The 12,760-nt window shown below is 62.8% G+C and carries 15 protein-coding genes; 8 read left to right on the top strand and 7 right to left on the bottom strand.

Going from position 1 to position 12,760, the window contains the following annotated elements:
* Positions 1 to 12: 12 nt before the first annotated feature.
* Positions 13 to 1,248 (bottom strand): helix-turn-helix domain-containing protein, encoded by a 1,236-nt coding sequence (locus ACQP2D_RS29585; protein WP_433679207.1) that lies wholly within the window; start codon positions 1,246 to 1,248, stop codon positions 13 to 15.
* A gap of 316 nt (positions 1,249 to 1,564) precedes the next feature.
* On the opposite strand from ACQP2D_RS29585, the gene ACQP2D_RS29580 reads away from it, so the two are divergent.
* The 4 genes from ACQP2D_RS29580 to ACQP2D_RS29565 all read left to right on the top strand — a co-directional run bounded on the left by ACQP2D_RS29580 (position 1,565) and on the right by ACQP2D_RS29565 (position 3,082).
* Positions 1,565 to 1,774 carry a hypothetical protein gene (locus ACQP2D_RS29580; protein WP_433679206.1) on the top strand — a complete coding sequence of 70 codons (210 nt, stop codon included), beginning with the start codon at positions 1,565 to 1,567 and terminating at the stop codon, positions 1,772 to 1,774.
* 5 nt (positions 1,775 to 1,779) lie between these two features.
* Entirely contained in the window at positions 1,780 to 2,382 is a 603-nt protein-coding gene (locus ACQP2D_RS29575) for a hypothetical protein (protein ID WP_433679205.1), read from the top strand.
* Positions 2,383 to 2,442: 60 nt separating this feature from the next.
* The gene (locus ACQP2D_RS29570; RefSeq protein WP_433679204.1) at positions 2,443 to 2,601 is read left to right on the top strand and encodes a hypothetical protein; all 159 of its coding nucleotides are present in this window, start codon (positions 2,443 to 2,445) and stop codon (positions 2,599 to 2,601) included.
* A 205-nt stretch (positions 2,602 to 2,806) separates the two neighbouring features.
* The gene (locus tag ACQP2D_RS29565; protein WP_433679203.1) at positions 2,807 to 3,082 is read left to right on the top strand and encodes a hypothetical protein; all 276 of its coding nucleotides are present in this window, start codon (positions 2,807 to 2,809) and stop codon (positions 3,080 to 3,082) included.
* Positions 3,083 to 3,861: 779 nt separating this feature from the next.
* On the opposite strand, the gene ACQP2D_RS29560 is transcribed toward ACQP2D_RS29565, so the two are convergent.
* From ACQP2D_RS29560 to ACQP2D_RS29545, 4 genes are read right to left on the bottom strand one after another with little or no spacing between them, the layout of a single operon-like run.
* Positions 3,862 to 4,314, bottom strand: coding sequence for a hypothetical protein (locus tag ACQP2D_RS29560; protein WP_433679202.1), 453 nt, complete (start codon positions 4,312 to 4,314; stop codon positions 3,862 to 3,864).
* Between the two features lie 35 nt (positions 4,315 to 4,349).
* Positions 4,350 to 5,672 carry a hypothetical protein gene (locus tag ACQP2D_RS29555; RefSeq protein WP_433679201.1) on the bottom strand — a complete coding sequence of 441 codons (1,323 nt, stop codon included), beginning with the start codon at positions 5,670 to 5,672 and terminating at the stop codon, positions 4,350 to 4,352.
* 3 nt (positions 5,673 to 5,675) lie between these two features.
* Positions 5,676 to 5,978: a WXG100 family type VII secretion target gene (locus tag ACQP2D_RS29550; protein ID WP_433679199.1), complete on the bottom strand. Its 303-nt coding sequence runs from the start codon at positions 5,976 to 5,978 to the stop codon at positions 5,676 to 5,678.
* The gene (locus ACQP2D_RS29545) at positions 5,975 to 6,319 is read right to left on the bottom strand and encodes an ESX-1 secretion-associated protein (RefSeq protein WP_433679198.1); all 345 of its coding nucleotides are present in this window, start codon (positions 6,317 to 6,319) and stop codon (positions 5,975 to 5,977) included. Before ACQP2D_RS29545 ends, ACQP2D_RS29550 begins: the two co-directional genes overlap by 4 nt.
* A gap of 820 nt (positions 6,320 to 7,139) precedes the next feature.
* Here ACQP2D_RS29545 and ACQP2D_RS29540 point away from each other — a divergent pair.
* Complete coding sequence (locus tag ACQP2D_RS29540) at positions 7,140 to 8,375, top strand: IS256 family transposase (protein ID WP_433679197.1); 1,236 nt, start codon at positions 7,140 to 7,142, stop codon at positions 8,373 to 8,375.
* 122 nt (positions 8,376 to 8,497) lie between these two features.
* Entirely contained in the window at positions 8,498 to 9,043 is a 546-nt protein-coding gene (locus tag ACQP2D_RS29535) for a DegT/DnrJ/EryC1/StrS family aminotransferase (protein ID WP_433679196.1), read from the top strand.
* On the opposite strand, the gene ACQP2D_RS29530 is transcribed toward ACQP2D_RS29535, so the two are convergent.
* The gene (locus ACQP2D_RS29530) at positions 9,040 to 10,221 is read right to left on the bottom strand and encodes a UDP-N-acetylglucosamine--N-acetylmuramyl-(pentapeptide) pyrophosphoryl-undecaprenol N-acetylglucosamine transferase (protein ID WP_433679195.1); all 1,182 of its coding nucleotides are present in this window, start codon (positions 10,219 to 10,221) and stop codon (positions 9,040 to 9,042) included. The two genes, ACQP2D_RS29535 and ACQP2D_RS29530, sit on opposite strands and share 4 nt — an antisense overlap.
* Positions 10,222 to 10,484: 263 nt before the next feature.
* Between ACQP2D_RS29530 and ACQP2D_RS29525 the strand changes: the two genes are divergently transcribed.
* Both ACQP2D_RS29525 and ACQP2D_RS29520 read left to right on the top strand, forming a co-directional pair.
* Complete coding sequence (locus ACQP2D_RS29525; RefSeq protein ID WP_433679194.1) at positions 10,485 to 10,736, top strand: hypothetical protein; 252 nt, start codon at positions 10,485 to 10,487, stop codon at positions 10,734 to 10,736.
* Positions 10,737 to 11,245: 509 nt separating this feature from the next.
* A complete protein-coding gene (locus tag ACQP2D_RS29520) occupies positions 11,246 to 11,740 on the top strand; it encodes an SMI1/KNR4 family protein (RefSeq protein ID WP_433679193.1) in 495 nt (164 codons plus the stop codon).
* A 137-nt stretch (positions 11,741 to 11,877) separates the two neighbouring features.
* On the opposite strand, the gene ACQP2D_RS29515 is transcribed toward ACQP2D_RS29520, so the two are convergent.
* Entirely contained in the window at positions 11,878 to 12,699 is an 822-nt protein-coding gene (locus ACQP2D_RS29515) for a GNAT family N-acetyltransferase (protein WP_433679192.1), read from the bottom strand.
* Between the last annotated feature and the right edge of the window lie 61 nt (positions 12,700 to 12,760).

Below are 12,760 nucleotides of genomic sequence, written 5' to 3'. Positions count from 1 at the left end.
AGCTCTGAGGGGTCAGCGGCTGGCCACCAGCCCAAGAAACTCACGAACCTCTGGCACCGCTGCGTGCGGACGAATATCCTGCACGACGCTGTCGATGGTCGACTGCAGCCGTGTCGATGTGACGCTGTTGATCTGGTCGAAGTGGTCGATCAGGATCTGGCAGCCGTCCGCGATCCCGCCGCCCTGAATCTGGTTCTCGGCCAACTTGATACGCCAGCCGACATTCTCCCGTGGCCATGACGTCGTGCCGTCGACCGCCTCTTGCAGATAGGCCGTCGCGGTGCGGTGGTCACCGATCCGCATGTACGACCAGCCGGTCATGCCGGCCAGGGCCGCTGGTGGCAGATACACCCAATCCGGATCGTGACCACGACCCGATTCGTAGGCACGGTGCGCCCGGCTGATGGCGTTCGTCATCGCGCTCGCATCGCCTGTCGCACTGTGGGCGCCCGCTTCGTAGATAGCACCCACGGCGCGCAGTCTCGGCCCACCTTCGCGACGCGCGGCGGTTTGCGCGGCATCGGCCAGGTTGACCCCGTCTCGGGGACGTGCCTCCCTAGAAGGCTTCGACGGGCCGAAGCCGCCCTGAAAGCTCTGCATGCTGGCGTTGAGTAGGGCGTGTGCCGCAGCGATGCCGTCGCCTGCGGCAGCCGCGGTCTGTGCCGCTTCCGCGTAGTAGCGCCGTGCATGGTCCAAGCGGCCCGCGTCGTAGTGAACCCATCCCGCAGCTGTCATCATCTCGGCAGCAGCACTGGTGAGCTGGCGACCGATGGCCTCGCTGTAACCGGCGGCACCCAGCAGCTGCTCGACGTACCGGACTTCATTGGCAGCGAGGCGACACAGCCGATCGCCGCCAACGAGCAGGTCGAGCTCATGAATCTGATTCGTACTGGCGTTGATCTCAGCGATATCGGCGGCACCGACATGGACGGTTCCCGTAGATGAAGCTGCTGCCGCGCCTTGTCCTGCGGCACCGACGTTCACGGCGGTTCCGGCTCCGAATGCGCTGGCTCGTAGGAAATTGCGACGATTCACGTCCGCCTCCTCGTCCGACTCCACTACCAGTATGGCAAGCGGAACGTGAAGCGCCTTGGCAATTCGCCGCAGGACCCGTACGTCGTGCACGGCGGCACCATCGTGTTCGAGCTGCGAAATAACGGGCTGGGTGTAGCCGAGGATGGCTCCCAGCTCGGTTTGAGTCATCCCGAGTGATTTCCGAACCCGGCGGATGACCTCGCCGGTTGTCATATGCATCCTGCTGTCTCCGCTCTCGAATGAACGTGCATTTGCAAGATCGGCTAAACGCTCGGGACCAGTTGCCGGTCAAGGGTTTTCGCCCCTAACGGCACCATATACGGTTTTCCGCATATTTTAGAGGTTTCGCCTATTTGCGCCGGTCAACCGCCAAAACCCCACCCTACGGTCGGGACTGCACCCGGCACCGGGACGACGCCTTCCGTCCCTCGGGCAGGCGCACCGGTCGCTGGAGAGGCTGGCAGTCCGGTGGCTACGAGCCCTCGGTGCCGGGTGCATCTCCAATCCCCTTACGAACCGAGGTCCGAACATGCACACCCTGGCCATGCACCAGACAATCGCGATGACCGAGCAGCAAACCCACTCCGCGCCTGAGATTCCGTTCAACGTCGACCAAGCCCACCTCGTCGTGCAGTTCCACATTGCGTGCCGCGCAAAGTGCTGCCCGCGCAAGGCGGCGGCGCTTCAGGTTCTCGCCGAGGCCGCCCGCCTGGTGCTGTCCACGACGCATCCGCGGTGAATGGCATGAACGCACAGCACGACCACAACACGCCAGAGGATCGCCCGTCCGGCACCAGTGACTCGGAGTCCGGTGTCGAAATCCCAGAGTGGGCACCAATTGAGCCGCTTCCGTCGAGCGAGATGGTCCTGGCTGCCATCGCGGGCATGGTGCAGGTAACGGCGACTGCCATCCTCGATCCCGCTGGAGAGTTTGTTGAATGCCAACGCCAGTACCGGTCGGCGCTCGCCGTGCTCAACCAGACGAGTGCATCTGCCGAGCAGATGAAAGAGGCTGCCGCAGTGCTTGCCTCGGCGAAGTCCGATGTCGACATGCTCATCATGGTCATCGACGAATCGGTGGCGGACCGACTGTTGCAGCGTCGAAAGGACCGGCTGCACATGCGGCCGTCGGCCCCTCCTGCCGACAGTGCGCCGAACGTCGTGGTGCACACCGAGTCGGTCGGAATGATTGCCGCCCGAATGGCCGAGTTGTGGGAGAGGTTGGTCGCGAAGGCATCCGACCTGGATGAGCTGCCGGAAGCCCACCAGCTGTGCGAGTTGTGTGCGGCCTACGACGCTTTCGCGGCCGAGATCGAATCTGGCCGGCGCCTGCCGCCAGGGTTGTGATCCACGATGCGACCAACAAACCCACCGCGCTGCATCCGGCACATCCACATCGAATCGGGCGTGTTGAAGATGGATTACAGGGCGTCGGCGAAGCAAGCGCAGGACGTGGCCGATGAACTGACTGGCAGCGGCTACTCAGGACTTGAGCTACGGGTCACGGTCGACGACAACGTGACCGATGATCTGCCCGCGCTTCCCTGCGCCGAACTCTGGGACTGACGATGTTCGCAGACTCATTTCCGCACAGAACATTTGTTCAGGCGGATGGCAAGCTGGCCGAATTCATGTGCCAGGTATCCCTCCTGGAGCTGACTCCCGAACGCGCTCGGGAGCTTCGGCACATCCACCGATTCCACCACCCGGTCGGGTGCATCGTGCATCTGGAGGCGGCTTATCTGCTGTTCGTGAGGATGGCCACTGAGCGATGGTGTCATTCGTCTGGTTCCTGTGGCCGGGTTCGGTGATCTTCACGGCGGTGCTGAGCTACCGCATTGGGGCCTACTGGAGTTCGGACGACAGTCCTGGGCGGCACCGGGCGGGCACGATGCCGAGCCAAGATGATCCGTGGGACGACGATTTCGTTGAGGACGAAGTTGATCGCCCCCTTCGGCCGTTGCCGCCCCTGCCGGTGCGTTGGTGGAGCGATGAGGACGATACGGAGGTGTTGCCGCAAATTGGGGACGAGTGGCCAGAGCCGTAATCCACTCGCATGAGAGGAACGACGGTGAAAAAGACTGATCTGCGCCTGCTGCTCGTAGATTTTGATGAGCGACGGGCGGTTCTACGCGACCGAGGACGCGAGGCAGTCCCAGCTTGCAGCGCTGGCCGTGACTTCTTCAACGCGGATGCCCCGACACTGCTCAATGATTGGATGCGGGGCCGACGCACCTATACGGAGGTACATCGGCTTCTGGAGCCGAGAACAGGCTGTTCGGCTCGGGAGTTGGACGAGCTACTGGTGAGTAGCGGGAAGTGTATGCCCGCTCAATGGGCTCATGCTGGCGTATGTGCGGAAGCTCCGCGCGGTCGGGTGACAGTGAGCTTGCTTACGGACACCATGGTCGCGGGCCGGCCGCTCCGCTAGCAGTGGCGCGGCCGAAAACTGCCTGCGAAATGCCGTGAGGGGTCCGGCCGCCGATATGGTCTATCGCCGAAGGAGTCGGCGCCGACCATTCTCGCCGGTTCGAACGTGCCCGGAAATCATTGAGAGTCTCGGTGACCTCCGGCGATCGCACCACCCTTGAGGTGCCTACGGTGCTGCCTGGAATAGCGGGAATCGTTCCGGCATAGCTGCCACATTTCGGCGCAAGCCGGGGAGCAGATCTCCGGTGAGCTGGATGTCCTCGGTGAGCGAGACGGGATTTGAACCCGTTAGTCCGGCGAATTCGCTGACTATGTGTGTTCGATCACATCGAATTCATGTCATTCGATGTGGGAAACAAGGGATAATCAGTGTGCGGCGGGGATTATTTCATCGATCTAATTTCCGCTGACGCCATCAATTGCATTCAGGGCCTCCACTACTTCGCCTTCGTAAAATCCTGTTCGATAGCGTGTTTCAAGCTCTCCCAGAGCTTGAAAAGCCGCTCTCAACAGCTTCGGATACACGGCCGCGATCGACTTGGGTAAGTATCTTACGATATCGCTCGGTGATTCGGGTTCTTCCTCGGTGACAGAGGAGCGGCCCGGCGAGGTCGGATCGTTGATTTCCTCATCGAGGATAACGAGCTTAACTCGGGTGGGAGCTGTGATCTGAGATGGCACCGATCGGGCGAGTTGTTTCAGATAATCGCCGCTCTTCGGATTCCATCCCAACTCGACCATCGGTTCTCGGGGCACATTAGCCAGCTCTAATGTCAGCTGCCGAATAACTTGGAAATTTTCTGCGCTGACGAGATGCTCTCGATAACGTCCGGGGTCCGGTGCTGACATCTTCTCCGGGTCCTTCCTGTCAATCCAAGTCATTGTCACAGGCCGTCGAAGTACTCGCGTCCGTCCTTTGGCGTGAACACGGTTCCTCCATCTCCATCCTCGATGACTACAGCACCTTTTTCCGGATCCCAATATGCCGTTCGGCCCCTGGGTAGATGCTTTACCTCCGTCGGTACCTCGCCGTCGAGGACTTTGCGAACGTACTCGGGAAGTTCCGCGGCGCCTACGCCGGGTACGTAGTGTGAGCCATCTCCCTGTGCGGCACGTCCATTTGCGTGTTCGGCGATCTTCTTCGCGATCTCTTGTGTAATCGGATCGTTCCCGCCTAGGGTTGGCGTCGCTGTAGGGCTGTTGTCGTCGATGAGGGCCTTCATGGCGATGATGGCGGCCAGTTTGGTGAGTGTGGTGGTGAGGTCGGGGATCTTGCCGAAGGCGTCGATGACGCCGACGGCGACGCTCGCAGCCAGGGTGATCTTGAGGATTTGGAAGAGCCGCTTTGTCGTGTAGAGGCCGCGAATGGTGGCGATCGTGTCCTCAACAGCGAGGGCGACACCGCCGCCGGCGGCCACGAGACTGCCGCCGAAGCTGAAGATCGCTCCGACGATGGCGCCGGTGACCAGCAGCCCGACGGCCCAGGCGAAGGTGGTCATCGCCGTCTTGATGCCTTCGCCGACTTCGACTGTCGAGCTGTGATAGTCCGCAACAGGGGCGGCGACATTGAGGGACGCGGAGGCCAGGAGATCGGCGCTGGACTTCAGTGTCCCGAAGTGTTCCTGGATCTTGGCGCGATTCTCTGCCGCATCCATATCGTCGAACAACGCGGAGATCCCGCCGATCTTGGCCGCAGCTCCGGTGATGGTCGCGTGGTTGGCGAAGGTTTTCCACGTGTCGGCGGCCTTGGAGAGTTTGTCGACGTCACCGTTGGGAAGTTTCCCGAAGGTGCTGACGATCTTCGCAGTAAGTTCGTTGAAGAACTCCTCTACGCCACCGTTGTGTTTGACGCCGTCGCCGTTGTCGTGGACGGAGGTCGGGATGGTTACCTTGTACTCGGAGACTTGGCGGAGAGTCGGTCGCTGGGGTGTGGCGTTGTCTGCGATCGCGTATTTGTAGCCATTCGCATAGAGGACGTTGCCGAAGTTGGTGAGGGCGTCGGCGAGGTGTGTGCAGGTCTGCATAGTGTCGCGTGCGTACTGGTCGTACGCTTCGCCCCATTGCTTGCACCCGGGGGCGTCCCCGGCCATGCCTGCACATTCACCCTTGACGGCGTCGTGTACCGGTTTGTCGGTGCGACGCAGCTCGGCGGCGAGGTCATGGCATTGTTTACCGGCATCGAAGTACGTCTGCCAATTGACGCGCACTAGTTATGCCCCTCGGAGCATCTTCAGGTTTTCCTCGACCGCGCTGGTGTAGCCGGTGTGCGCCTTGCGGGCTGCTTCGCTGAGATCGCGGACACCTTCGGCGAATTCCCGCGCCCCGACCGACCACTCGCGGTGGGCTTCGGAATAGGCTTGGGCGGCAACACCTTCCCAGCCAGTACCGGCCAGCGTGGCAACCTTGTCGTCGATCGTGTCGAGGTGCTCGGCGATGACGCTCGCGAGTGCGGACAGGCGGATCACGACCTCATCGAGGTGGTCCAAGTCGACCTGGAACTCCTCGGAACTCATGGCAGGTCCAAACTCGAGCTGCTCGAGTTGTACAGGACGGCGGCGTTGCTCCCGTCGAGGTTTTCGTAGGTCGAGGCTGTGACGCCGAGCTTTTCGGCCATCTCGGACAGAGCCGTGATGATCTGGCGGCCGCCGTCACGGATATCGGTCCAGCCGTCGGCGAACTCGCTCGCCAGATTGCCCTTCCATGTTCCGTTGACCAGTGATTCGACATCCTTGGCAGCAGAGTCGAGTGCCGTTCGCAATGCCGTCGATAGCTCATAGACTTGCTCCCCGACCTCACGAACCTTCTCCGGGACCACCGAGAGATTCTGGGTCGACGGCGTCCCCCCGTTGCTCATGACCGCAGCGTACTGAACGCCCGCCCGACCTGTCGAGGGACCCATTGTGCCTATCGGAGGGTGCCGACGCCGATCTTCATGGTGGGCTACAGCTTTGCGGGAAGCGTTGGGGCTCATCCAGCGTCGATTCGCCCGACCGTGTCGGCATCGCGAAGTGCACGGTGACGAAGTGGCGACACCTGGGCGACGCGATCGAGCTGGGAGACAAGTGCCGACATTATGGCGACGCTGCTGAGCCGCGCTACACCCGAGCAGCGTGCTCGGTTCATCGCTATGGTCGAGGCTGATCTCGCCGTTGATCCTTCAGTGGATTCCGTTCGCGTCCAATGGGTTCCAAGCATGTGGACAGCCGAGTCAACCTTAGTCACGGATGATTTGATCAGAGAGGGGCTAGTTTGGACCGCCGCCAAGTCGCCGAGCTCTAGTCGGCGTTGTTGTGGGCGCTCATCTTCTTGAGCCCCTGGAACGGTGGCTGCTCTCGCCCGCGTCACTGCCGTCGGAGTTGGGCTTCAGGAGGCGATTTGAGCTGGAGAACGCCGCTCGGGTGTTCCGCGAGTGCGATGACCGGTTCGGTGGAGGGCTGCGGCGCAAGGTTGTAGTTGGGCAGCTCAGTGAAGTGAACGAGCTGCTGCGTGACTCACACCCGCTGGAGATCGAGCGTCGCCTGCGAAGGACCCTGGGTCTGCTCGGTTGAGTCCAGGAAGATGGTGTACCAGCTCCCGGCTCGGCCGATGAGTGCCGAACCCCGGACATGAGGGTGGTCATCGCGTGATCCTTCAACAGACCGACCAAAGTCACTGAAGGAAGAAAACCCCACGCGATGACCGATATTCAGCGTATCGACCCGAACTCCCTGCTGTCCGACCAATTGGCCACGGCCAGCCCCGATCTGCTGCGTGGGCTGCTGTCGAGCTTCATCCAGACCCTGATGAGTGCCGAGGCCGACACGGCCTGCGGCGCCGACTACGGCGAGCGCAGCGAAGGGCGGGTCAACTCCCGCAACGGCTACCGCCACCGCGACTTCGACACCCGTGTCGGCACGATCGATATCGCGATCCCGAAACTGCGTTCGGGTAGTTACTTTCCTGAGTGGCTGCTTGAACGACGCAAGCGGGCCGAACGCGCCCTCACCAGCGTGGTCGCGACCTGTTATCTGCTCGGCGTGTCCACCCGCCGGATGGAGAAGCTCGTCGAATCACTCGGCATCACAACACTTTCCAAGTCACAGGTGTCGATGATGGCCCGCGATCTCGACGCGCAGGTCGAAGCGTTCCGCACCCGGCCGCTGGACCAAGGGCCTTACACGTTCGTCGCCGCGGACGCACTGGTGCTGAAGGTCCGCGAGAACGGGCGTGTGGTCAATGTCCACGCCCTGATCGCCACCGGCGTCAACGCCGACGGCTACCGCGAAATCCTCGGTCTCCAAGTCACCTCCGGCGAGGACGGGGCCGGATGGCTGGCGTTCTTCCGTGACCTGGTCGCCCGCGGCCTGAGCGGGGTCGCCCTCGTCACCTCCGACGCCCACGCCGGGCTGGTGGCCGCCATTGGCGCCACCTTGCCGGGTGCGTCCTGGCAGCGTTGCCGCACTCACTACACCGTGAACCTGATGAGCGTCTGCCCGAAATCGTCATGGCCGTGGGTCCGCACCCTGCTGCATTCGGTATTCGATCAAGCAGACACCGAATCGGTTGCTGCCCAATATGATCGGATGCTCGATGCCCTGGCAGAGAAGCTGCCGAAGGTCGCCGATCACCTCGACACCGCCCGCACGGACCTGCTGGCTTTCACCGCATTTCCGAAACAGATCTGGCGCCAGATCTGGTCGAACAATCCGCAGGAGCGGCTGAACAAGGAGATCCGCCGCCGCACCGACGTCGTCGGCATCTTCCCCGACCGCAGCTCGATTATCCGCCTGGTCGGGGCCGTGCTGGCCGAACAGCACGACGAGTGGATCGAGGGCCGCCGCTACCTCGGCCTCGACGTACTGGCTCGCTCACGCGGGCTCACACCCACCGACGAACAGGAGGACTCGGCACCAGCAGAACCCACCGCCTAACCGAAGCCCGGATCATGCGGTGACCACCCCAGTTACACCACACCCCGGGACTTGACCGTCTGCTCGCGGAAACCGCAGCGACATGGGACTCTGGTCGCCAGGAGAAGGCGCAGCAGTACTACATGCTCGCGATCCGCGCGGTGCGAGCCGCCGATGATCCTGCTCTGTGCGCTAACGCCATGGCTGGCATGGCTCGACAGTTGCTGTCACTGGACCACTACGGACTCGGGTGGCGCTATCACTCGAGCGCCGTGCACGCGGCGATCGGTCGCGTGCAGCTCGCGCACTTCGACGCCATCGAAATCGCACGCCGGAATTTGTGGCGTGCCTATGCACGGGAGTTGGCGCGTTTGGGTCGGGTCACGCTGGTCGATATCGATGTGGAGCGCACTGTTCCGTTCAACTGCGTCGTGCGCGTTCTCGCCGTCCGCGACTGTGTGTTCGAGATCCTGCGGGATCGCGGGGTCGGTATGGGAGTGCATTACCCGCCCAACCATTTACAGTCGGCGTTCGCGCGGTGGTCTCGACCGTTGCCGGTCACTGAATCCACGGCGCGGCAGATCATGAGCCTGCCGTTCCACCCCGCAATGACCGAGCAGGGCGTGACGCATGTCGTGTCGATGCTGGGACTGGCACTTACGGAATCGGCACCAGGCCAACACCTTTAGTCCGCTGTGGACAGGAGGAGTTGCGCGAGCTGGTCGGCTGCCTCGGGGCGGCCACGCAGCCGGGCTTTCTCGGCGATGGCCCTCCGGCGTTCGGGTTCAGCGAGCAGCGGATCCACTACCGCGCGAAGGGTTTCCGCTGACACCTCGCCGAGCAGAGCGACTGCCGCGCCAGCCTCATCGAGAGCGCGCGCGTTGTGGGCCTGCTCATTACCCGCAGCGGAGGCCAACGGCACGAGCACCGCGGCCTTACCCAACGCGGTGAGTTCGGCGATCGTGCCCGCGCCGCTGCGGGAGATCACGATATCGGCCAGCGCCAGCACATCCGGCAGTTCCGGTCCCCCGAACTCTGTGACCAGATGTCGGGGCGACAGTTCAGGGGTGAGAGCGGCGGCGTGCTGCTGTAAGTCTGCGATTGCTGAGCTGCCGCATTGGTGAATCACGTTGGCGCGGAGCAACAACCAGGGCAGAATCTCGCGTACGACATTGTTGATCTGCGCTGAACCTTGCGCGCCGCCGGTGACATAAGCCGTCGGCAGGGAGCGATCGAACCCGTGTAGTCCGAGCGCCTCGATTGCGTTGTCGGCCTTGCCTGCCTCGAGGATTTCCGACCGCACCGGGTTGCCGGTGACGACAGCGGTTGTGCGCGCTGAGCGTGGCAGGTGCGGCAAGCTCGATTCGGAGGATACCGCGACGCGGGTCGCGATACGTGCCAGCAGCCGGTTGGCCAGGCCTAAACGGACAGTCTGCTCGTGGATGACCAGCCGTCGACGGCACAACCACGACCCGACCCCCACCGGCACAGCGACATAGCCACCGGTAGCCAGCACCACATCCGGCCGAAATCTCGCCACGGCCGCGCGCGCCTGTGCGACACCAACCGGAACCCGGCACAGGTCAGTGATGTTGGCCTTGTTGACCATCTTCAGTGGGTTGCGGTCCCGCCGGATCTTGCCGGTGGCCACAGCCGTGAACGGGATTCCCTCGGCCTGTGCGACCCGGGATTCGAGGCCACCGTCCTGCCCGATCCACAACACCTCCAACTCCCGGCCCGAGGCGGATAGTTGAGAACGCAGCGCCCGGATTGTGGTGACTGCAGGGAAAACGTGACCACCGGTGCCACCACCGGCGACGATCAAACGGAGAACCCGCTGCGGACCAAACGGGAGGGCGTCTGCCATACCCAGCAGCCTAATGGCAGTCGATCCGACACTGCGTGTTGGCGAATGCCTCCGCCCGACCACCATCGCCCTGGTCGCCCATACTGCCGATTCACCCAGATAGGGGGTCGTTTTGACAGGCAACCGATGACCTCACGATCGGCGTGTCCATCGATACGGGATCATCGACCGTTCGGCCGCGGTGGGAACCGTATCGTAGTAGGGCGTCGCTTCGGCAAGAATCAGGTTGTGGACAAGGACACGCTTGGTGGACTATCGATGAGGTGCGGCGACGAGCGCAGGACAGCACCGTGGAGTTGTTGGATCCCAGCACCCCGGTATTCCTGGCGCCACTCGAACCTAGCCAAGGAGTGTCCTTGGAGGTCGATCTGATCATCGGCTTCACCGGTCTGTGTCTGGCGCGGTGCGTCGACGACGGCGAGTGGTACATGGGCCATCGGGGCGGACCAGGGGAGCCGATCTTCTGCTGGTCCAGCTACGGCACGGATCTCGGCACCGCGCTTGACGGCCTGTAGTGCAACTCCCAAGCACCAACCGGACCGCGTCAGCCTAGTTGGCAGGCAGAAGAAGTCCCTCGCTTGCGACAGAACGATGGCAATACGTCAGATCAACTGGCAACGGACATCAGCGAGGCCGAACTGCATGTCGTGGTGGTGTACTCCGCGTGCTGTCGGGTCGCGCCGTTCGCCAATCCTGACGCCGGTTGTTCGCGAGTTTCGACGGCACGTATTTGGTGGTGATGGCGAATGATGTCCTCTGTCAGTGAATTTGGACTTTGCCATCGAAGTTGGCCCATCGCGGAGTCTCTGCCGTTACGGTTGGCCCGTTCTGCTCGAGTTCCGTTGATGGGAGCGCGATTTGGTTTCGGTTCCGGTGGATTCCTGGCTCGACGATGGTGCACAAGCCGCGACCTAATCGGAACATCCTGCATCGACCACGCCACCAGATCGGTCACTGGCTGGTCCGCGAGATCTTCCGCGCCCGGACAGCGCGATCTCAATACGTTGATCCGATAGGTCCGGACATGATTGAACTGTCCGGGCTGTTCAGCCCTGACTACCCGCCTTTTGAGGCGCTTCCCGGCGACGACTTGGTCCGGTCGGTCGAGGCCGAACTGGGTCTGCGGCTCCCACCCGCCTACATCGCACTGGCCCGAACGCACAATGGCGGTTATCTGACACGTTCGGTTCATCCCGCCGACAACCCGACGACCTGGGCGGCCGACCACGTTGCAGTGACTTCACTGGCCGCCATCGGCCGCACGGCCGACTTCAGTTTGTGTGGGGAAACCGGAAGTCGATTCTGGCTTCAGGAGTGGGGATATCCCGATATCGGGATCTACTTCGCGGATTGCCCGTCGGCCGGTCACGACATGATCGCCCTCGACTACCGCAGCAGCGGAGAGCCAAGCGTGGTCCATGTCGATTCCGAAGTCGGATATCGAATCACCAAGCTCGCACCCGACTTCGCGACGTTTGTCAACGGCCTCGTCCGCGAAGCGGAGTTTAACGGCCAGTGATCGGCTACTTGACCACCGCTAACTTGGGCCAACTTCAGTGGCGGAAGCCAAATTCGCTCTGCCACTCCCATTGGCCCACCCCAGGCCCAGCTGCGCTGGCATAGGAAGGAAATTTCGACAGCAGTGTTTTGTGTGGGTCAGTGGCGGGTGTAGAGCAGGGTGCGCGGGCCGGGCTGGTAGCCGATGGCTTGGTAAAGGCGCGCTGGAACCGGGTATGCCTGATCACCACGGGGCAGGATCACCGCGTGGGTTGCCCCGAGGGACCGGAATGCGTGCAGCAGGGCGATATTGACTGCTTTGGCCAAGCCCTTGCCGCGGAACGCGGGGGCGCAGGAGACCGGTTCGACCAAACCCACCCGGTTGAGATCGTCGTACCAGCCCAATGCCGAAGCCACCCACCCGCCGTCGGGCGCGACGACGACAAGGTCCGTCGGTGCCCTGTAGGGGTAGGTGGCCATGACATTTCGGTAGCTGTCAGCGGTGACGCGGGAACCGAAGTCGGACCATCCCGCGCGGTGGGCGGCGGCACGCCGCCCGGCATCGTCCTCGGCGACGGGGGTGATCACGAACCCGTCCGGCAGCAGCGACAGTGCCGGCAGCTCGGACAGGTCACGGGTGTGCCGTCGGAAGAACGGTCCGGTGTCCTGCACCGTGTAACCACGTTCGGATAATGCCGCGCGTTCGTGACGGTCGGTCTCCATTACCAAGCAAGACAGTGTGGGGCCCGGGGCCACCGTTTCGAACCAGCCCAACAGTTGCGGCAACAGGCTGGTCGCTGCGGGGTCGACGAGGAGTTCCAAATGACCGGGCAGTTCCACCCACGCCCAGGCCAGCACCACGCCGTTTTCCTGCCAGAGCGCCACGCGAAACGCTGACTCCGCGTCGGGGATCGAGTGCCAGTCCCACGCGATGTCTCCGATGTGGAACCGACGCTCGGGTGACCAGGCACGCTGCGCCAACGATTGCAGGCGAACGAGATACTCAGGCTCTTCGCAATCGCGTCGCGTGGCCATGATGTCC

This window comes from Nocardia sp. CA-119907 (assembly GCF_050955995.1).
In the GTDB taxonomy this organism is placed as follows: Bacteria; Actinomycetota; Actinomycetes; order Mycobacteriales; family Mycobacteriaceae; genus Nocardia.
This window is presented reverse-complemented; position numbering and strand designations above follow the sequence as displayed.

What these genes read in the sequence shown, in the direction of transcription:
- ACQP2D_RS29585 (WP_433679207.1), bottom strand. Translation starts at nt 1,248, where the DNA reads ATGACAACCGGCGAGGTCATCCGCCGGGTTCGGAAATCACTCGGGATG.
- ACQP2D_RS29580 (WP_433679206.1), top strand. Translation starts at nt 1,565, where the DNA reads ATGCACACCCTGGCCATGCACCAGACAATCGCGATGACCGAGCAGCAA.
- ACQP2D_RS29575 (WP_433679205.1), top strand. Translation starts at nt 1,780, where the DNA reads ATGAACGCACAGCACGACCACAACACGCCAGAGGATCGCCCGTCCGGC.
- ACQP2D_RS29565 (WP_433679203.1), top strand. Translation starts at nt 2,807, where the DNA reads ATGGTGTCATTCGTCTGGTTCCTGTGGCCGGGTTCGGTGATCTTCACG.
- ACQP2D_RS29560 (WP_433679202.1), bottom strand. Translation starts at nt 4,314, where the DNA reads ATGTCAGCACCGGACCCCGGACGTTATCGAGAGCATCTCGTCAGCGCA.
- ACQP2D_RS29550 (WP_433679199.1), bottom strand. Translation starts at nt 5,978, where the DNA reads ATGAGTTCCGAGGAGTTCCAGGTCGACTTGGACCACCTCGATGAGGTC.
- ACQP2D_RS29545 (WP_433679198.1), bottom strand. Translation starts at nt 6,319, where the DNA reads ATGAGCAACGGGGGGACGCCGTCGACCCAGAATCTCTCGGTGGTCCCG.
- ACQP2D_RS29540 (WP_433679197.1), top strand. Translation starts at nt 7,140, where the DNA reads ATGACCGATATTCAGCGTATCGACCCGAACTCCCTGCTGTCCGACCAA.
- ACQP2D_RS29535 (WP_433679196.1), top strand. Translation starts at nt 8,498, where the DNA reads ATGCTCGCGATCCGCGCGGTGCGAGCCGCCGATGATCCTGCTCTGTGC.
- ACQP2D_RS29530 (WP_433679195.1), bottom strand. Translation starts at nt 10,221, where the DNA reads ATGGCAGACGCCCTCCCGTTTGGTCCGCAGCGGGTTCTCCGTTTGATC.
- ACQP2D_RS29520 (WP_433679193.1), top strand. Translation starts at nt 11,246, where the DNA reads ATGATTGAACTGTCCGGGCTGTTCAGCCCTGACTACCCGCCTTTTGAG.